19 protein-coding genes are annotated in these 20,117 nt (G+C 44.5%); 10 read left to right on the top strand and 9 right to left on the bottom strand.

The window, feature by feature from the left end; all coding sequences use genetic code 11:
• Positions 1–21 precede the first annotated feature (21 nt).
• The gene (gene norR / locus AAFX28_RS03150; protein ID WP_408685544.1) at positions 22–1,551 is read right to left on the bottom strand and encodes a nitric oxide reductase transcriptional regulator NorR; all 1,530 of its coding nucleotides are present in this window, start codon (positions 1,549–1,551) and stop codon (positions 22–24) included.
• Between the two features lie 263 nt (positions 1,552–1,814).
• Here norR and AAFX28_RS03145 point away from each other — a divergent pair, with 263 nt between their 5' ends.
• Complete coding sequence (locus tag AAFX28_RS03145) at positions 1,815–2,513, top strand: hypothetical protein (RefSeq protein WP_408685542.1); 699 nt, start codon at positions 1,815–1,817, stop codon at positions 2,511–2,513.
• 180 nt (positions 2,514–2,693) lie between these two features.
• Positions 2,694–4,121, top strand: a complete 1,428-nt coding sequence (locus AAFX28_RS03140; RefSeq protein WP_408685541.1) for a hypothetical protein — start codon at positions 2,694–2,696, stop codon at positions 4,119–4,121.
• 59 nt (positions 4,122–4,180) lie between these two features.
• Here the strand turns inward: AAFX28_RS03140 and AAFX28_RS03135 are convergent, their stop codons facing one another.
• The 6 genes from AAFX28_RS03135 to AAFX28_RS03110 form a co-directional block, all read right to left on the bottom strand.
• Positions 4,181–5,908 carry an ABC transporter permease subunit gene (locus tag AAFX28_RS03135; protein WP_408685539.1) on the bottom strand — a complete coding sequence of 576 codons (1,728 nt, stop codon included), beginning with the start codon at positions 5,906–5,908 and terminating at the stop codon, positions 4,181–4,183.
• 4 nt (positions 5,909–5,912) lie between these two features.
• Positions 5,913–7,430, bottom strand: coding sequence for an ABC transporter substrate-binding protein (locus AAFX28_RS03130; protein ID WP_408685538.1), 1,518 nt, complete (start codon positions 7,428–7,430; stop codon positions 5,913–5,915).
• The gene (locus tag AAFX28_RS03125) at positions 7,420–8,253 is read right to left on the bottom strand and encodes an ABC transporter ATP-binding protein (protein ID WP_408685536.1); all 834 of its coding nucleotides are present in this window, start codon (positions 8,251–8,253) and stop codon (positions 7,420–7,422) included. Before AAFX28_RS03125 ends, AAFX28_RS03130 begins: the two co-directional genes overlap by 11 nt.
• Positions 8,254–8,277: 24 nt before the next feature.
• Positions 8,278–9,039 carry an ATP-binding cassette domain-containing protein gene (locus tag AAFX28_RS03120; RefSeq protein WP_408685534.1) on the bottom strand — a complete coding sequence of 254 codons (762 nt, stop codon included), beginning with the start codon at positions 9,037–9,039 and terminating at the stop codon, positions 8,278–8,280.
• Between the two features lie 130 nt (positions 9,040–9,169).
• Positions 9,170–10,480 carry an MATE family efflux transporter gene (locus AAFX28_RS03115; protein ID WP_408685532.1) on the bottom strand — a complete coding sequence of 437 codons (1,311 nt, stop codon included), beginning with the start codon at positions 10,478–10,480 and terminating at the stop codon, positions 9,170–9,172.
• Positions 10,481–10,574: 94 nt separating this feature from the next.
• The gene (locus AAFX28_RS03110; protein ID WP_408685530.1) at positions 10,575–11,525 is read right to left on the bottom strand and encodes a helix-turn-helix domain-containing protein; all 951 of its coding nucleotides are present in this window, start codon (positions 11,523–11,525) and stop codon (positions 10,575–10,577) included.
• Between the two features lie 125 nt (positions 11,526–11,650).
• Between AAFX28_RS03110 and AAFX28_RS03105 the strand changes: the two genes are divergently transcribed.
• From AAFX28_RS03105 to AAFX28_RS03070, 8 genes are all read left to right on the top strand, one after another.
• Entirely contained in the window at positions 11,651–12,073 is a 423-nt protein-coding gene (locus AAFX28_RS03105) for a rhodanese-like domain-containing protein (protein WP_408685528.1), read from the top strand.
• Positions 12,074–12,154: 81 nt separating this feature from the next.
• Positions 12,155–12,334 (top strand): hypothetical protein, encoded by a 180-nt coding sequence (locus AAFX28_RS03100; protein WP_408685526.1) that lies wholly within the window; start codon positions 12,155–12,157, stop codon positions 12,332–12,334.
• A gap of 9 nt (positions 12,335–12,343) precedes the next feature.
• A complete protein-coding gene (locus AAFX28_RS03095; protein ID WP_408685524.1) occupies positions 12,344–13,549 on the top strand; it encodes an MFS transporter in 1,206 nt (401 codons plus the stop codon).
• A gap of 75 nt (positions 13,550–13,624) precedes the next feature.
• On the top strand, positions 13,625–14,944 hold the full coding sequence (locus AAFX28_RS03090) for a DASH family cryptochrome (RefSeq protein ID WP_408685522.1): 1,320 nt from the start codon (positions 13,625–13,627) through the stop codon (positions 14,942–14,944).
• Between the two features lie 9 nt (positions 14,945–14,953).
• Entirely contained in the window at positions 14,954–16,498 is a 1,545-nt protein-coding gene (locus AAFX28_RS03085; RefSeq protein WP_408685520.1) for a cryptochrome/photolyase family protein, read from the top strand.
• Between the two features lie 100 nt (positions 16,499–16,598).
• Entirely contained in the window at positions 16,599–17,327 is a 729-nt protein-coding gene (locus tag AAFX28_RS03080) for a sulfite exporter TauE/SafE family protein (protein ID WP_408685519.1), read from the top strand.
• A 34-nt stretch (positions 17,328–17,361) separates the two neighbouring features.
• Positions 17,362–17,655, top strand: coding sequence for an antibiotic biosynthesis monooxygenase family protein (locus AAFX28_RS03075; protein WP_408685517.1), 294 nt, complete (start codon positions 17,362–17,364; stop codon positions 17,653–17,655).
• 35 nt (positions 17,656–17,690) lie between these two features.
• Positions 17,691–18,125: a YccF domain-containing protein gene (locus tag AAFX28_RS03070; protein ID WP_408685515.1), complete on the top strand. Its 435-nt coding sequence runs from the start codon at positions 17,691–17,693 to the stop codon at positions 18,123–18,125.
• A 52-nt stretch (positions 18,126–18,177) separates the two neighbouring features.
• On the opposite strand, the gene AAFX28_RS03065 is transcribed toward AAFX28_RS03070, so the two are convergent.
• Both AAFX28_RS03065 and hisC read right to left on the bottom strand, forming a co-directional pair.
• A complete protein-coding gene (locus AAFX28_RS03065) occupies positions 18,178–18,951 on the bottom strand; it encodes an ABC transporter substrate-binding protein (RefSeq protein ID WP_408685513.1) in 774 nt (257 codons plus the stop codon).
• Positions 18,935–20,056: a histidinol-phosphate transaminase gene (hisC, locus tag AAFX28_RS03060; RefSeq protein WP_408685512.1), complete on the bottom strand. Its 1,122-nt coding sequence runs from the start codon at positions 20,054–20,056 to the stop codon at positions 18,935–18,937. The genes AAFX28_RS03065 and hisC overlap by 17 nt, the downstream gene beginning before the upstream one ends.
• Positions 20,057–20,117: the final 61 nt, after the last annotated feature.

The following is a 20,117-nucleotide window of genomic DNA, read 5'->3' as shown; positions in this document are numbered from 1 at the left end:
CCTAACTTTTCTAGAACGGTTTTACACTTCTACACCCAGTTTTTTCCCCATTCGGTACAAATTTCCTCTGTCCATTTGTAAAAACTCAGCGGCTTTAGCCCAAGTTCCATTTGATTGCTCAAGAGCATGTACTATCAAATCTTTTTGGAAAGACTCCACCAAACCACGCATAGGCTGACTTTCTGTCGGCAATTGATGACTTGATGTTTCTGCGCCTTGCAGCTCAATACTGCCATCAAAATGATTTACTCGAATCATCTGTTGCTGCTGCTGGATAGCGCGTAATGCTGCGCGGGTTAATGTATGTTCAAGCTCGCGCACGTTCCCTGGCCAAGGCTGAGCTTCAAGCTTCGCCAAGGCTTTTGGGTGTAAATGTAGGTTGGGAATATTAAACTGACTACGTACTTTTTCTAGCAAGTAACCAGCAAGGACAGGGATATCTCCCTCGCGTTTTCGAAGCGGTGGGACTGCAATTGGGAATACGTTTAGGCGGTGGTACAAGTCAGCTCGGAATAGCCCCTCTTCGACTTCTTTTTCTAAATTACGGTTGGTTGCAGCCACGATGCGAACATTGACCAATAAATGTTTGTCACTACCGACTCGCTGGAGCTCTCCTTGTTGGATAACTCGGAGTAATTTGGCTTGTAGCAGTAATGGCAGTTCACCCAGTTCATCCAAGAAAATCGTACCACCATCAGCCAGTTCAAACTTACCAGCGCGGGAGCTATTTGCCCCTGTAAAGGCCCCTTTGACGTGACCGAATAACTCACTTTCTGCCAATCCCTCTGGTAAAGCAGCGCAGTTGACGTAAATCATCGGTTTGTTGCTGCGGTGAGACTGAGCATGAACACTGTGTGCAACCAACTCTTTGCCGACACCGGTTTCACCTGTAATGAGAACGGCATAATCTGACTTAGCCACCGTTTCAATGTTGTTACGCAATTGGTTGATCTGTGGGCTTAAACCGACCATCTCACCTTCTTTAGAACGAGCCTGTTGGATTAGTGTCTCGGTGACATGCTTCTGTTTTTTGTTCTGTGCTTTAAGGGCTTTGATCTGGCCGATATTGCGCAATGTTGCGGCGGCGAGCGCAGCGAAGGTTTCTATCGTGACCGACTCAATCGTATCAAATGCACCGACATTCATTGAGTCAAGCGTCAGTATTCCAACCAGTTGTCCATCAACGTATAAACTACATCCTAAACAGTCATGAACATCTAATTCGGCTTCTTCACTGAGGAGCACACCACTGAAGGGATCAGGTAACTCGCAATCAGCATCAAATCGGACCGGTTGCTTGCTTTGCATAATGGCTTCAAGGCGTGGATGAGCCTTTGGGAAAAAGCGGCGACCAAGAACACTACTCGATAGCCCTTTCACTGCCACAGGGCTTAAAAAGCCATCTTCATCAAAAATAAACAACGCACTCGCATCACAGGGAAAGACTTGATCAATACCGTCGATTAGGTGTTGGTATTGTCTTTCACTCGTCAGGTTGGAGCTTAAGTTGAGTGCAATATCGAGCAGCACTTTGTTCATGTTCACATACATTGAAGATGCCTTTCATAACGGTTTGGAGGCATCCTAACAACCCGTTGTCATTATTACATCGCACCAAAGGGTATAAACGCCATACGCTTGATTTAGGTCAATAGAACACAGTGGCGGTGACCTCATTCCATTTGGTTATCAGAGTGATATGGCTGATTCATTATTCGTTTTCACACTCAGTTAATAAGATGGAAGCCAACAACGGTCAGCAAGATAGGGCGACTTAACTTAAGCAATGGACAGCACCAACTAGCCAGTCTGAAATGAAAAAATACGTAATTATTGCCTCTCTATTCGCTTATTCAGCGCACGCCGATTTAGTTGAAACGATTGAACAGTTTACCGATATATTTGGGGTGAGCTTGTCTAATGTGGATGGAAATACTATTTATACGTTAGATGCCACTTATGACATTAATGATAAATTGAGAGTGTTCGGCGATATAGATACTGAGTCCAGTTGGGAAGCAGGCATTGGTTATTCGTTTTGGTCGGGTGAAAGTTATTACACAGAAAATACGATAAAAGTTTCTGATATTAAATATTCCACCGGTATATTTGCTGCTAAATCAATTGCTGAAGACTGGATAGCAATAGGAGATATAAACTACAACTATATGCTAGATATTGATGACCCTAACTGCCATTGGTTTGATAGTTGTAATGGTAACCGGCTGGAGATGGTTTACCTGCCTTCTGACACTATTGACTATAGTCTTGGGGCCATGTGGAGTGCTCATAAATACATTGACTTAATGTACAAATTTAATCAAGAAATAGGATTGTTTCACAACGAAATCTCTGTATTGGGTGAAAAATATCCACTAAATAAACGGACTAATACGATATACCATGAGGTGATGGTGTTCTTGAACTTAAAGTATATCAGACCATCTGTTACCTACACTGTACGTGACGAACTCGAGAATTATGTTGAATTTGGATTAACGTTTGATTTCTAGTTATTTCATTTTTGCCTTTGTGCCCCTTAAATAAGGGGCTTTTTTATGTCCATAATATGGTCATTCCATTTGGTTATCACGCAAATACCCACAGTTCATTATTCCTCTGATTTCAATTGGTTAATATAAACGCATTCAACGCACGGATGCTGTTATTTAATCTGAAACTAAGAGTAAATTATGAAAAAGACCATTCTAGCTTTGACCATTACAGCAACATTCTCACTTCCAGTTCTAGCCGCTCCAGCGCAAGTGGATCGTCAGCTAGCTAACCAGCAGACTGAGCAATTAATCCAAACCCAAATGTCAGATATTGATGCATCAGTTTTAGCTAAACTCAATGCGCAAAATAGCAATGTTGCGGTTGTCGATGATGTCGTTTATGAAAAGCAAAGTAATGGCACATGGGCGGCAGTTGGTGCGGCCTCTGCAACCTTAGTAGCTGGGCTTTTGAGTTCATCATCAAGCTCTGATAGCAACAGTATGACCCCTGAACTTCCAATTGAAGTCAACCCGGGGCATTTACCTCACGAAGATCCTGTTAACCCGATCGAAATTGACGGATTACCGACACTTCCATTACCAATTGATATTGATAATCCAAACGTTCAATGGGGAATGGTAACGGTTCAAAATACCACATACATTACCAAAAATGGTCAGCTAGCATTTGCAGTACACGACGGGGTGATCTTCGATGTGAATAACTATGAGCCGGTTGGTCAAGTCTACACACGCCCAGACGGTAAGATCTACAAAGTAGAACTAAATGGTGCGGAAGTTCTTGTGACTAATCGCATTAAGAATGGCGCTGAGATGACTGTGACGAGAAAAGACGGTTCGACGGTTGACGTTATTTGGACTCAACAAGGTGGATTAGTGATTGCTGGCACACCAGACCGACCAGTAGAAGGTGTTCCGTCGCTACCGTTGCCGATTGATCCTGAAAATCCAATCTTTGAAGGTGAAGGCACAGGCAATGTTAAAGTCTTTGTCGAAGTAAAAGACAACGGTGCGATCTTCTTTAGAGATGCAGAAGGCAATCAATTAGGCCGAGTGGATGGACATGGCGATGTGTACTTTAAAGGCAATAAAGTCGGCACTGCTGAGTATCATGGCCACAAAGATAATCAAATTACGATTACGTTAGATAATGGCGCAACCATCAATTACAAGGGCTTTAACGAGAAGAACAAGTCAGGCCAAATTGTTCGAGCAAACGGTGATGTGTATAACTGGACACCAAAGCATGGCCTTGTACCAGCGGGCGGAGAGCCAGCTAACCCAGTTCCATCAAATCCAATTCATGATACTCCGAATTGGACCTTTGAAGACGTAAACGATGACGGTATTTACACAGCATATCGTGATGGTGTTGAAATGGGGCAGGTTTACCATCAAAGTGGCGCTGAAAATGATCGCACTAACATTACACTGGTGAAAGGAAACAATGGCGGGAAAGTGTTTATTGAGACGGACACAACGGGTAATGAACGTAAAATTGTTGATGTGCAGGCCAATCAACAAGCGAAAGACACCATCAAGTCGATCGTCAAGCAACCTCGATTTGACCAGCTAAGAAGCCAAGTTAAAGCTCGAATGAACTAAGGTTTTCCGGAAAATAAAAAAAGCTCTGACCTAAACAGTCAGAGCTTTTTTTATTTTTGTTAGTCGTCAAAGAGTAGGTTGATGGCGATAGCCAATAGAACCAACCCTGATATAGGGATCAGAACGCCATAGGGGGAGCGTTCAATATAGGGTAAGTTTTCTGCGATCAGCAATCCCCACTCCGGCTCTGGTGGGTTAACGCCTAAACCAATAAAGCTCAAAGACGTTAAGCTCAAGGTGATCACTGGTAAGCGCAGAATTGCGTGACGAATCAGTGGTGGTAATACATAGGGGAGTATGTAAAAGCGGAGCGTTCTCCAAGAGCGCGTTCCCCAGGTTGGCGCTAGGTGGGTATAAGGTTGTGCTTTTGCTTCGACAACTAGACTAGAGCAGTGTGCTGCCAGCGGAGCCCACGAAACCAATACAATGGCAATCAACGCACTATTAGAGTTCATTCCGGTTAATCCTGCCACCAAAAGCCCTGCTACGATGTAAGGCACGCCCTTAGTGATTTCGATAAGCCCTTGACTATATCGTGTGATAAAACCCATCAACAAACCAACAGACAGACTCAATATTGTGGCAAAGATGCCCATTTTGAGTGTCGAGAACATACCGCTACCGATGCGGGCAAGTAGATCTCGGCCGACTGCATCTGCACCAAATGGCGCAGCTAAAGAGGGTGTGGCTAAACGAGTAAATTGAATCGTGTAGGGGTCACGCAATAGAGCCCAGACAGCACAAGTGGCAAGAATGGTCAGAAGAGCTGCACTGGTGATTTGTTTGGTTTTATTTGTGGTGAAACCAAATTTGCTGTGACTGCTGATGAGCTTGCCACTACTCACACTTTGGCCTAAAACCCAGCGTTGTAGCAAAATACTTAAACTACTGATGAGCATAGAGAAAATTAGTAGTACTAATAATCCCCCTTGAAGCAAAGGTAAGTCTTGTGATTTAGCAGCGCCTAAGATGAGTCGACCAATTCCAGGGATAGAGAAAATTTGTTCTACTGCAACGGCACCACCCGTTAAGCCAATCACGATCATTGCCACTTGTGGTATCAAGTTACTGATTGCTCGCCAAAGTGCAAAACGCATGATTTGTAGTTGGCTTATGTTGGCACTTAACCAAGTAATTACCCAAGGCTCATTGAGGACTCGTTTCAAGCTGTCATTTAATAATCGGCTGAACAAGCCGCTCGCGGGTAGTGCGAGCGCCAAGCTTGGTAGCCATAAATTGTGAATACCTTGCCAACCGTAAGGCGGAAACCAACCTAGCCAGATTGAAAAGAGCAAAATGAGCAGTGACGCGACAACATATTCTGGCAGAGAAATTAACACTGAACTTAAGCTATTATGCTGCTCCGCCAACTTGTTACGTTGCCATTGCATCACTGTATAAGCAGTACTTAGCACGCACAGCAAAAAGGTCATGGCTAATGCTGTGCTCATCAATAGTAGTGATGTCTTTGCCGTCTGCTGCACACTCTCGAAGACGGGCGAGCCATCAATCCACGAAACGCCCATATCGCCTTGAATCGCAAGGCTTAGCCAATCAATGAGGCGTTCGCTCGCGCTGCGATCAAGTTGTAAGTCGACACGAACAGCTTGTAAGGCTTCAGCAGTCAAAAGCTGTTGGGCACCTGACCTAGCCCGTAAGATCGACTGGCTTGGATCGATACCTGCAATATCGGGCATTAAGCCAACTAAAATCACCATGACGGCTAAAGAAATTAACCGTGACAACCAAGGCATCAGCGATTTTATTATGTGGGCAACCGACGGCATACGACTATTTTACCTCAGTGAACTGATTGATGAGTCGGCGTTCACGAGGGTCACGCTCAACTTTACTGACTTTCTCACTTTCACCTTGAATCACACGTTCGTGAAGTAGTGGAATCGCAGCGTATTGCTCTAGGATTTTGCGTTCAGCTTCAATAATCGCTTGTTGGCGTTTTTCACCGAGTGGCTGGCGGTCTGCGTGCTTAAGGGCAGCGTCTACCTCTTCAGAGCAGAATTGACCTAGATTGAATGAACCTTTACAACCAAAATCACTTTGCATGTAGGCAACTGGATCGCCTGAATCAAGAACGGTTGCGCGGGACAGAATGAACGCGTCAAATTTTCCAGATAGCGCATCATTTTCAATTTGCGCGTATTCACGTACATCAAGTTCGACGTCAAATCCTGCTGCTTCAAGTTGTTGTTCAACAAGAACAGCGACTTCAGGGAGTTCCGCGCGATCAGTAAACGTACCGATGACGATTTTCTCTCCGTGAGCTTGGCGCAGCTCCATTGTCTGCATCATAGGGTTCTTTTGACGCACAGGATCTGCCCAAGCGAGCGCTGGACCAAGCAGGCCTTTTGCTAGGTCCGCGTGACCTTCGTAGACGGTGTTGATGATTTGTTCACGATTGATAGCTTGAGCAGCAGCTTTACGCAGATTAAATTGGCTAAACACGTCAGATTGGTTGTTTAGGTAGAGAGTATTGGTGCGCGGCATAGCCACTTCATGCAGCTGAGACTTATCCATCATCGCGATTTGAGAGACAGGAACAGCTTCGACTACATCAGCTTCTCCGGTTCTTAGTGCAGCGGCGCGAGCAAAACCGTTCGGTACATATTCTGCGAAGATGCTTTGAACTTGGGCTTTCTCACCCCAGTAGTCATCAAATCGTTTTAACTTCGCGCTTGTTTGACCGTTGATTTCAGTGAGAACAAAGGGACCAGTTCCCGCCTTAATTGGCACTACACGACCATTTTCCTTGTAAGCCGCAGCCGAAAGAATCGCAAGCTGAGGGCTAGACAAACGGCTCGGTAGAAGCGGGTCGTTAAAGCTTGTGGTAATTTGAACTGTAAAATCATCTAAAGCGTTAACTTGCCATTCGATGCCGTCAAGAATACGTGGCTTTGGTGCTGCATCCAGTGCTTTCTGTAGAGAATTTACAACCGAGTGCGCGTCTAGACTTGAACCGTCATGGAATTTAACGCCCTGACGAACTGAGAACTGCCATACATGCTCATCCGTTTGCTTCCAGGTTGTTGCAAGCATTGGCTCAGCGACCGATTGGTTGTTCAGGTTAACCAGTGTTTCCGCGGTGCTCCAGCGAGATAATTTGAATGCGTCATCGGACAATGGTGATAGTCCAGTTCTCGGTGGCTGCATCATCGCAATCCGGATTTCTGAGGCTTGTGCTTGTTTAGTGCTTACATCTTGCACTGCCTTTTTTTCTTCAGAGTCGAAGCACCCAGTGAGTAGTGTGCCGAGCGCGACGGCTAATGCCAATTTTGGCGTTTTAAGTTGCATAGGAAGTATCTCCAACGTTTTGGTTTAATTCTGTAGTGTTGTGGTATTGAGCTCCAAGCAGTGCTTGAGTCGTATGGTGCTGAGCTTGATTAGAAAGCATGCGGCTATCGATTTTCTCGACCATTTTCCCTTTATCGAGAACAACGATTTCGTTGCACAGGACTTGGGCCGCATCTAAATCGTGTGTGACTAAAATCAGCTTCATTTGGCGTCTATATTGGATCTCTTTGAGCAAATCAATCACTTGAGCTCGACTGACAGGATCTAAACTGCTGGTGGGTTCGTCGGCGACAAGTACGCAAGGTTCTGATATTAATGCTCTTGCAATTGCGACTCGCTGAGCCTGCCCGACCGAAAGCTGTTGAGAGTTACGTTCAAGCAGTGTCGAATCTAAACGAACGTCTGCCAGCACCTGATGAACTTTTGCTTCTAAATCTTGGTTTGAACCCATGTTCGTTAAGGGCTCTAGCAAAACCTGACGAACGGTATAGTATGGGTTTAAGCTTGATTGTGGTTCTTGAGGGATCAACTGAATATGTCGACAAAGTGCTTGATGTTGATGGTGGTTGATCCTAGAAAGGGGCTGGCCGCAGACATAAACTTCGCCACTGCTGGGTTTGCGTAACCCAAACAAAAGCTCAATCAATGTAGACTTTCCTGCTCCAGATGGTCCAACAATCGCCACATTTTTCGTTTCAATGTTTAGGCTCAGATTATCAAGGGCAATATGCGGTTTTCCCCCCAGCCACTTGGGTTTTGAGTAATAAAGTACGCTTACTTTATCGAAACGCACTTGCGCGGAACGAGACTGTTCTTGATTCACCTTTAAAGTACTCCAACAGATAATTTAAGGCAGTAGCTTTGCCAATTGTTGGCAGAATGTGTGCGAAGAGTGATTGATGGCATCGATTGGTGAGCCGTAAGCCACCATTCCTCCATCTGCGATGACGAGCAACTTGTCGCAAGCAAGTGCGGCACTAAGATCGTGGGTGATCAAAATGCCGGAAATAGACTTTTGACGAACATTACGATGAATAAGCTGTAAGATTTCTGATTCAGTAATAGGATCAAGTGCGCTAGTGGGTTCATCAGCAATGATCAGGTTTGCTTTACCTAACATAGCCATAGCAATACAGATGCGTTGGCGTTGTCCACCCGACAACTGGCTCGGCTTTTTACTGAGGACTGTCTGAGCTTGTGCAAAGCCAAGAGCCTCTAGTAGGGCTAATACTTTGTTTTTATTGTCGATCGATAGACGTAGCTGCTTTGAGGTTAACGCTAGACTGAGTTGTTGTTCTACGCTAGCAAGAGGATTGAGTGCTTTAAGCGCGTCTTGGAACACCATGCCTGCGCGTTGAAGGTTTGGGCGTTGCATCAAATGCAGTTGGCTGACTTCGAGTCCATTTAATACGATACCTCCGTTTACCTTAATGCTTTCAGGCAGAAAACCTGCAATGGCTTTTGATAGCATGGACTTTCCTATCCCTGATGGGCCCATAACAGCGAGCATCTCACCTTGTTTGAGACTGAAGGAGATATCAGAGAATAGAGGCTGCTCACCAATACTGAGGTTGAGCTTGTTTACGGTTAATATTGGCTGAGAAGTCACGTTAGCAGAAAGTGTAATGATATAACATTACAATGCTACCATGCGATAACGAGCATGAAAACAACCCTGATGGGTTATCTTCTGCTCTTTTTATACTTTTATTACTTAGTGTACGAAGTCGAGGTGTAGATTACGCCGTAGCGCATTTTTGTTTTATCTGACCAATATATGGGTACAAAAATGCAAATCGACCTATATAGAACAGCGTAAACGCTAACCAAAGTCCATGGTTCCCCCAAAGCGGAACAGCAATAAACTGTGCAATTAAGAAAACAACTAAAGTGATGAAACTTGAATTTCGTACTGCTCGTGTTGTGCCTGTACCAGTAAAAATACCATATACGGTTAAACCAAACCCAGCAGCTAGCGGGAATAATAGTAACCATTGGCTCATGGACAGATAAAGTTCGACTAGATTGGGTAGGCTAGTAAACAAACTCACGATTTGAGTCTTAAACAGAAGCGTAAGCAAGGTTAAGGCGGCAATAAACGCAGCCGTCCATTGGAAATTGAGCTTAATGACGCGATCTAACAGCTTAGCGTTTTTTTCACCAACTGCTTTACCAGCAAATACACTTGAAGCGTTGGCAATCCCATCAAACATATAGCTGATGATAAAAGTGACCTGCATAAGAATAGCGTTGGTTGCCAGCGTGTCTGAGCCAAGCTGAGAACCCACCCGTGCCATCATATTGAAAAATACTAAGAGGCAGACTGTGCGTAACAATAGATCCATATTGGATGAAACGATAGTACGTAGGTCAGAACGAGACATCTTTGCACTGTTGAGATATGAGAATAAAGAAAATTGGCAAGTTTTGAATACGATCGCCATTCCAATAACGAATGTTGAGATTTGAGCGATCAGTGTAGCAATGGCGACTCCCGCAATACCCATGTCGAGATAAACAACGAAGAAGATATCGAGCACAATGTTTAAAACATTACCAAAAACTTGAGTAAATAAGGTTTCTTTCGCTTTTGCTTGCCCCATTAGCCAACCGATAACGGTGTAGTTAAGCAGTACAAACGGTGCACCGTAGATCATGATGTCAAAATAGATCTTGGCTTGCTCACCGACAGCATTGTTTGGCTCGATTACCCATAGTGCTGCCTGCCAAATGATGGATTGTAGGGCAATGAAGATAAAACCGACGATAGAGGCAAGAACAAATGGCTGGATTAGGCTGCTTGCTTGTTCGTGTTGGTTATTCTTGCCCAGAGCAATGGCGCTTTGCCCTGTAGTGCTAACACGGAAAAAACCGAATAGCCAATATAAGGTATTCATTATCACAGCACCAATTGCTACACCGCCAATCATTTCTGCGATACCTAACTTACCAATAACGGCAGTGTCGACAGCGCCAAGCAATGGTTGAGTGACTGTGGAAATAATAAAGGGGAAAGCGATTTTAAAGTAGTCTTTATGAGAGAGGGTCATGCTTACGGCGTAAAAGCGTTAATGAGAATCAATCTTATATATCACGATTTTACGCCGTAGGGTAAACAAAAAAGCCTAAGAAAATATATATTCACTATTTACTGTCTTTTTGGGGCTGAAATTGCTGACGATATTGATTAGGTGAGATACCGACCAAACGGCGAAAGTGATGACGCATCGTGGTCGCGTTGTCGAATCCTGACATGTTGGCTAGCCGCTCAATTGAGTATGGCTCAGCTTCTAGTAGACCTTTGGCTCTTTCTATTCGCTGTTGTATCAGCCACTCCTTTGGCGATAGATCAAAGCTTGCTCGAAATTTCCTATCGAAGGTTCTTCGTGACATGTTGGCTCGGTTGGCTAAGGTATCGACAGTAATGCTTTTATCCAAATGTTGGTTAGCCCAATCTAAAGCATTAGAGAATTGGTTCGGCACGGCGAGTATGGGGGTTTCGACAAACTGAGCTTGTCCACCTTGTCTATGTGCGGAAACGACTAAACGCTTAGCAACTTGATTTGCTATCACATAACCGTAGTCTTGGCGGATTATCGCGAGGCCAAGATCTAATGCGGCGGCACTTCCTGCTGAGCATCCCACATTACCATCGAAGACATAGAGCACATCGGGCTTGTAGCTGATATTAGGAAACTGCTCGCGAAATGCGTTTTCATACATCCAATGCGTAGTCGCTGTTTTTCCATCGAGTAATCCTAGCCTTGCCAGCAAAAACGCCCCTGAGCACAAAGTGAGTATTCGCTTTCCTGCTTTAGAAAACTCTAGAACCTCACGTTTAATGACTTCTGGGATAGGGTAGTCCCACGTGGGCCAGCCAGGAATGATTAACGTATCGTAATTTTTGAGACTATCGGTGTGTTGTGCCGTCAGCTGAAGGCTTCCCGTCGTCGTGATTGGTGTGTTTTCCATACTCACTACGTCGGTGACGTACCACTGTTCAAATTCCGGACGAGGAAGTGCAAAAATCTCTACTGCACAAGAGAGCTCAAATAGTGTGACGTGAGAGTGTGCGAGAATGGCAACACGATCCATTTTCCGATCCTTGGTATATGAATAAATTGGCTCAATATTAACGAACCTTGTCTATTAAGCCAATTTTTTATGGTTAAGTTTTGCACACATAATGACTCCTGTTCAAACTAACAAGGAGCATAGACATGGGAAGTTCGGTATCTAGAGTAACAGCAGCAAGTAGTGAACAAGCGTTGGCGCACTTTGAATCATTACTGAAGTTTGAAACGGATTGTTGGGATGTTCACCACGCTTTGACTAATGATCTACAAGACTTTGTGCTGGTGGATGTGCGTGGGGAAATCTTGTTTGAACAAGGCCATATTCAGGGTGCGATAAATATTCCTCACCCTCGATTGAATGAAAAGCGATTAGAGGAGTTCCCTCGCGACACCTTGTTTATTGTCTATTGCGCTGGTCCGCACTGTAATGGCACTGAAAAAGCAGCGATCCGACTAGCGAAGCTGGGTAGGCCGGTGAAGAAAATGATCGGTGGTGTGACTGGTTGGATTGATGAAGGTTTTCAATTGCAACCATCAGGTGATGTATGCACAAAACGCATAGCCTAATTGAATAAAGATCATTTGAGTCATTGCGCGAGTGTCACTACACTTCGCGCTCTTTTTTAATCCATGCTGAGATTTAGAATCATGTTTTCTCAATCACTTTTCGCTCAGCTGATGAGAATGTCCGTGCTGCTAGTACTAGCGCTTGTTGTGGTCCATCACTCCCCAAAATTATTGGAGCTGTTAGCCGAGCAAGCGATTAATAGCGGCTGTCACCAGACGACTGGTGGCGAACACGACCACTCTCACCACCATAATCACTAAGGTTTTGCGATGAGTATTTTCCGATTTCCACTTTTGGTTTGGCTTGGGATCGCCATTCTTGTTACCAGTCTAGGGATCAGACAGTCTTTCGGCATTTTTATGATGCCTATTTCTGATCACTTCCAGACAGGGCGTGAATTTTTTAGCTTTGCGATTGCTCTGCAAAACTTGATGTTTGGTGCATTTCAGCCATTTGTTGGTATGGCGGCAGATCGCTTTGGTGCCAAACGTATTATTATTCTTGGTGCGATTGCGTACGGTCTAGGTCTATACCTAACGTCTATTGCAGTTGAGCCGAGCATGCTTTACCTATCATTAGGTATGTTGGTGGGCTTAGGTCTAAGCTCAACAAGCTACGTGATCGTTCTGGGGGCGGTGGCGAAAGTCGTACCTGCTGAACATGCGGCAAAAGCTTTTGGTTTAACAACGGCGGCTGGCTCGTTCGGCATGTTTGCTATGATCCCTGGTGCTCAAATGTTGCTCGCAGATATGGGTTGGCAAGGCGCATTGAATGTGTTCGCGATACTTTGCTCGACCATGATAGCCTCCGCGCTATTTATGCGTGCACCCAAAGCGTCAGAGAAAAAAACGCAAGTGATGGATGACAATCAAACGCTTAAGCAGGCGTTAAAAGAGGCGTTTGCGCATAAAGGCTACTGGCTTATCCATGCTGGTTTCTTTGTGTGTGGTTTCCACGTTATGTTTATTGCGACACATTTACCGAGTTACTTGGCAGATAAGAACCTATCGGCTCAAACGGCGGCAATGGCATTGGCCTACGTGGGAATCTTCAATATCTTTGGTTCTTACTTCTGGGGTGTAATGGGCGATAAGTTCAGCAAGCGCCACGTTATGTCTGCGCTTTATTTAGTCCGAACCGTCGTCATTGCTGCGTTTGTTACTTTACCAGTAACGGAGTACACCGCTGCGATCTTTGGTGGAGCAATAGGCTTTTGTTGGCTAGGTACGGTGCCACTGACATCGGGCCTTGTTCGTCAAATCTTTGGTGCTAAGTACCTTTCGACACTTTATGGCCTAGTATTCTTTACTCACCAAGTAGGCAGCTTCTTGGGAGCATGGGCTGGCGGACGTATTTATGACTACTACGGCTCTTACGATCCAATTTGGTGGTCTACTGTTGTATTGGCGTTCGCCGCTGCACTGATTCACCTACCGATCAATGATAAGCCTGTTATGCGTTTAGCAACGGCGTAATCTAATCATCAACAATCTTCGTACAAGAAAGCGGCCATAGTGAAATGGCCGCTTTTTTGTTATGAGGAAAAGACTTTGACTAAAACGAAAGGGTTGTACTGGTTTACCAATGATTTGCGAATCCATGACAACGCATTGCTAGAGTTGGCTCTTGAACACGTTGACGAATTGGTTTGCTGCTATGTCTATCCTGAATTGACCCGCTTCCTTGGTCACTTCTCGCAAGAGAGTCACTTGGGGATGGCTAAGCAACGTTATATAAGGCAATCCGTCGAGGAGGTAGCAGCACGATTGGGCGAAAAAGGGCTCACTCTGTTGCCATTTAAGGGCTCTTTAAAAGCATCAATTTCGACGGCTATAGAACAGAATGAACCTACCCATCTGTTTTGCAGCCATAGTTCGGGCCATGATGAACAGGCGATCATTGAAGCGATCAAGTCTCAGTTCAAGGATCTGAAAGTGGTGCAACTTAGCAATAGTTCTTTGTTTCAAGAAGAGGACTTACCCTTCGGCCTAGATGATTTGCCAAAGACCTTTACGCAATTTAGAAAGAAAATAGAATCTGCAATCACGCCTTTGTTCCTGCCTTCAGCCCAACTTGCAACTTCAGACAATAAAACAGCAATAGATGCTTTTAACGATTCCGTTGAAGACTACTTTCGTGGCGGGGAGTCTGAGGGACTAGCGCATTGTGAGCGATACTTTTCATCAGAACTACCCTCAACCTACAAATTAACGCGCAATGGTTTGGATGGACTGACTTATTCGACCAAGTTCTCACCTTGGCTCGCGCTTGGTTGTCTAAGTCCACTGCGAATCTACACAAGCTTAAAACAGTATGAAGCGCAAAACGGACAAAATGATTCTACGTATTGGATCTATTTTGAGTTGTTGTGGCGAGAATACTTTTACTGGTATGGGCGCAAACATAAATGCCGGTTGTTTCAATTTGATGGGCTTACAGGCAACAAGCCTCTGACCACTTTTTACCCTCAACGATTTAAACAATGGAAAGAGGGAAGAACAGCATTTCCAATCGTGAATGCGTGCATGAATCAGTTACGTGAAAATGGTTACCTCTCAAATCGAGGACGTCAACTCGCCGCGAGTTGTTTGATACATGAACTCGGTATCGACTGGCGATATGGCGCGGCCTATTTTGAAACGCAATTGCTTGATTATGACGTGGGCTCAAACTGGGGTAATTGGCAATATCTTGCTGGCGTGGGGGCTGATATTAATGGTTCTAGGCAGTTTAACTTGCAAAAGCAGACTGAGCTTTATGACCCCGAGGGAGCATTTATTAGCCGTTGGTGTGGCGCTGTGGGCTGCGGGCTGACGGATTTAGTTGATATGGTCGATTGGCCAATTGTCATTAACCAAGCAGACAAATAAGAGGCCGAAATGAAGTTTGATACCGTTCGTCTGATTCTTGGTGATCAGCTTGATCACAACCATACTTGGTTTGCTACCTCGAATGATTCAATTCTGTATGTGATTGCGGAGCTGCACCAAGAGGCAAGTTATGCGAAACACCACGTTCAAAAAGTGTGTGCCTTCTTTGCTTCGATGGAGAATTTCGCGAATGAGCTAAGACATGATGGTCATCAGGTAATCTACCTCACCTTAGATGAAACTGAACGTTACGAGTCGGTCTGTGAGCTTTGTGCTGATATGGTTAATAAAGCCAGAGCAACAAAGTTTGAATACCAAAGACCTGATGAATATCGTTTGGCCAAGGCATTCTGTGAATTTGAGTTAGACAATTGTGATGTTGTACAAGTAGAAAGTGAGCACTTTTTGCTGCCTTTTTCTGAGATTTCGCAGCAATTTGCACCGAATAAACACATTATGATGGAGCATTTTTACCGACGAATGAGGAAGCGCTTCGATATTCTTATGGAAGACGGCAAGCCGCTAGGAGGTAAATGGAACTTCGACGCGAACAATCGTAACAAGCTTAAGCCACAAGATATTGATGTACTTCCAACCCCATTACTTTTTAGCACTGATATTCGTCCGCACATAGAACGACTAGAGCGGCATAGTATCAATACCATTGGCAAGACTGACAGTCATCTGCTTTGGCCGACTAATCGTAACCAGAGCTTGTCTTTACTCGCTCACTTTTGCCAAGTGTGTTTACCGCTATTTGGTCGCTTCCAAGATGCAATGACGTCTGAACATCCAAGTCGCTGGAGTCTGTATCATAGCCGCCTTTCATTCTCTCTTAATAGTAAGATGTTGCGACCGCTTGAAGTGATTGACGCCGCTTTGTCTGCCTACGCAGCCAATAAACAGATCGATGTTTCTCAAGTGGAAGGATTTATAAGGCAGGTATTAGGTTGGAGAGAGTATATTCGCGCTGTTTATTGGGCAAATATGCCGCATTACGCAACGAAGAATCACTTATCAGCGCAGCGTAAGCTTCCTGACTATTTCTGGAGCGGGGAAACGAAGATGCGTTGCCTGAGTCAAGCAATCTCACAATCTTTGGAATTTGGTTACGCTCATCATATCCAGCGTTTGATGGTCACTGGTAACTTCTGTTTGATCACCGAGATTGAGCCTAGCTTGGTTGATGAATGGTATTTAGGTATTTACGTTGATGCGATTGAATGGGTAGAGATGCCCAATACTCGTGGAATGGCCCTTTTCTCCGATGGCGGAGTTGTTGCAACGAAACCTTATGCGGCGAGCGGATCTTACATTAATAAAATGAGTGACTACTGCAAAGGTTGTCATTACAAGGTGAAAGAAAAAATTGGGCAGGACGCTTGTCCATTCAACAGTTTGTATTGGCGCTTTATGATCAAACATCGAGAGAGGCTTTCCCAAAATCCTCGTATAGGGATGATTTATCGTTCATGGGATAAAATGAACACAGATCTGCAGGGTGAAACCTTAACTAAGGCGGAGCAGTATCTAGAGCAAATCGAATCCTTATGATGGGTGAAAAATAATATGACGAGCAAGCAAGAATAGTGTGCCACTTTATTAACCAATTCGATTATCATGGTCAGACATTATTCTTATATATCTTACACATATGCTTGCTGAATGGATGACTTCCGAAGCATTGATCGCAGCCTTGCTCATTTTTTTAGGCTCTTTTGTTCAGACTGCGATTGGCTTTGGACTAGCGATTGTTGCTGCCCCTTTATTGTTTCTTGTCTCTCCGGACTATGTACCTGCCCCAATCTGTATTGTGGCGCTGTTTATCTCGATTCTAAATGCTCTAAAGCATAGAGAGAGCGTCGAAATCGGTGGATTAAAAATGGCACTGATAGGTCGAGTTCCCGGATCAATAGCGGGTGGCGTATTACTTGTTATGGTTTCGACAGACTTACTTGCTTTATGGCTTGGCGTACTTGTGCTGTTTGCTGTCGTGGTCAGCTTATTGCCATTTCGTATAGAACCCACACCTGTGAGAATGGGCGTAGCGGGCTTCTTTTCAGGTTTCTTTGGTACCAGTTCTGCGATAGGTGGCCCACCAATGGCATTACTGCTGCAGCATCAGGAAGCAAATCAATTGCGCGGTAATTTGTCAGCCTTCTTTGTGTTTAGCTCTATGATCTCTTTGATCATTCAGATGCCCGCAGGGTATTTAACGCTTCATCATGTATGGATTACCATTCCGCTTATTCCTGCATCTTGGATGGGCTATAAGTTGGCGAGATTGACGACTCAGTCGTTACCAAAAGAAAAAATTCGCACTGGTGCGCTGTTACTTTGTTCGATTAGTGGGGCGACGGCGGTGTGGCAGGGACTGCAATAAAATTACTTCATTCATCTTACGTTAAGGAAAAACCATGATACTGGAAGTCGCAATCTTAGATGTGAAGCCGAATTTAGAAGAGGAATTTGAACAGAACTTCGCGAAAGCTCAGGCAATTATTTCAAGTATGAGCGGGTATGTATCGCATCAGCTTCAACGTTGTATTGAGAATCCAAGTCGCTATATTTTATTGGTGAATTGGCAAACATTGGAAGACCACGAGCAGGGCTTTAGGCAGTCTGCTGAATATCAGGAATGGAAGGCTCTTTTACACCATTTTTATGACCCATTCCCAACTGTAGAACACTACCAGCCTGTTTACGGTTAGTTATCTTCAGCTTGGTTTTCTAAAGGAGAGACAAAGTGCTTAGAATTCTTGGCAATATAATTTGGTTTTTGTGTGGTGGTGTAATCATGGGATTAGCTTGGTGGCTAGTCGGTTTGATTTGCTTCATCAGTATTATAGGTATCCCATGGGGACGGGCCTGTTTCGTTATCGGTAACTTCTCTTTCTTCCCGTTTGGTCAAGAAGTGATTAGCCGTGATGAATTAACCAAAGAGATGGATATAGGTACGAGCCCACTTGGTACCATCGGTAATGTTGTTTGGTTCCTACTGGCAGGTATCTGGCTCGCTATTGGCCATATCATGTCAGCGGTGGCGTGCTTTATTACCATCATTGGTATCCCATTCGCGTTGCAGCACTTGAAGCTCGCGTATATCTCACTCGCACCAATCGGCAAAACGGTGGTGCCAAAAGAACAAGCTGCAATGGCTCGTTACTCAAACCTCAAGTAACTTCCAATAAAAAGACCCGCGATGTATAGCGGGTCTTTTCGTTAGGCATTAATTAAAGCTCTTCACCGTAGATATCGAATGAAAAGTACTTCGCTGCGATTTTATCGTAAGTACCATTGTCTCGGATGGTCTTGATGGCTTGGTTAAATTGCTCTGCGAGTGCTTTGTCATTTTTTCTTAGTGCAAGCGCAGTCCCTTCACCGATGTAAGCTTTGTCTGTGACTGCTTTGCCGATAAATTCAAATCCTTTGCCAAGGTCTTTGTCTAAGAATGCTAAAGCTAGCTGATCTGAGTTACCAAAGGTGAGGTCTAAGCGACCGTTGGTCATATCGATGTATACTTCGTCTTGACCACTATAGCGCTTAATGTTCGCTACATCGCCAAACTTATCTGTCACGTAACGGTCATGAATTGTCCCACTTTGAACACCGATGACTTTGCCTTTCAAGCCTTGTTGCGTGAGTTCAATGTTGGTGCCTTCCGCTGCTACAAATCGAGCAGGCGTCTGATAATATTTGTTGGTGAATAGAACTTTCTTCTTACGATCTTCGGTAATTCGCATCGATGCCATAATGACATCAGACTTTCGCGAAAGTAGGCTTGGAATAAGAGCATCCCAACCTTGAGATACCCATGTGCAGTTAAGTTTAGCTTCTTCGCAAAGTGCATCTGCAATTTCAATATCAAAGCCAACAGGTTTGCCACTTTTGTCCATGTAGTTGAACGGTGGGTAAGTGAAATCCGAAGCAAGACGAACTTCCTTTGCCAGTACTGGTGCAGAAATCAAAGCGGCAGCACAAGCGATCGCACTAAGCATTTTGTTCATGAGTAATGTCCTTATTATTTTCAGTTGATGGTCTCAGCGTGTCAGAAAAGTTGCAAATGATTTCGGCGACCTCTTGCATGGTTTTTTCTGTTCCTATGGTGATTCTTACGCAGTGTTTCAGGCTTGGCTCATGCCCTTGGTTACGTGTCACTACGCCGTGCTCAAGTAAGTAGTCGAATAGCTTTAAGTGAGGTTGCGTGCGAATCAAAACGAAGTTAGTGGAAGATGGGTAAACGCGTTCAATCCAATCTAAGTGTTGAATGCGTTGGACGAAATTCTCGCGGTTTGCAATCAATGCTTGGGTTGAAGCGCTGACTTGTTCTAACCCTTCTTTACTCAGTGCTTTTAATACGATCTCGGCAGAGCTGTCGGGCATTGGGTAAGGAGGAACGAGCTTTAGGACAAATTGCATAACCTCTTGCGACGCGATAATAAATCCACAGCGTACCGCCGCCAACCCAAAAGCTTTGGACAGGGTTCGGATAACAATCAGATTCGGGTATTGGTCAATTAGGTCTACGACACTTTGTTCCAGTTCAAACTCAATATATGCCTCGTCCAGCACTATCAAAGCTTTGTCGTGAGTGCGCTGTAGCACTTCCTCAATGGTCTTCTTCGGTAGCAGTTGTCCTGTAGGGTTGTTTGGAGAACACAAGAAAATGAGATTCGCATCATCAGCCGCTTTTACAACACTGTCCACATCCAGAGAAAAGTCCGGTGCAAGCAAAGGGCAGTCGATAGTGCTGATGGAGAGTGATTCCGCACAAAAATCATACATAGCGTAGGTTGGGGAGCATTGTGCAATTTTGTCTTTGCCAGGCTGACAGAATGTGCGAATAAGTAAATCGATTGCTTCGTCTGCGCCACGAACCGCTAATGCCGGTTGAGTAGTGCCACAGTAGTCTTGATAAGCAGCAGATATATCGTGTGGCAAGAAGTCTGGGTAACGATGTAAGTCAGACTGATGCTCAGTAAAATGAAGTGGCTGCTCCAGTTCGTTAGCGTTTAACCACAATCGCCCAGAACCACCAATCCGACGAGCAGATTGATAAGGTATTAATTTTTTTATGCTTTCTGGTGCGACTTTCTCTGCAATTGACGTCATTATAATTATCCATTTACGCATAGTTAGTCATTCAAATGAATTTAAACTAACTAAGTTTGCT

The sequence above is a fragment of the Vibrio sp. TBV020 genome, from assembly GCF_046056895.1.
Lineage (GTDB): Bacteria > Pseudomonadota > Gammaproteobacteria > Enterobacterales > Vibrionaceae > Vibrio.
Note: the sequence above shows the minus strand (reverse complement) of the source record. Positions and strands in the feature narration are given on the sequence as shown.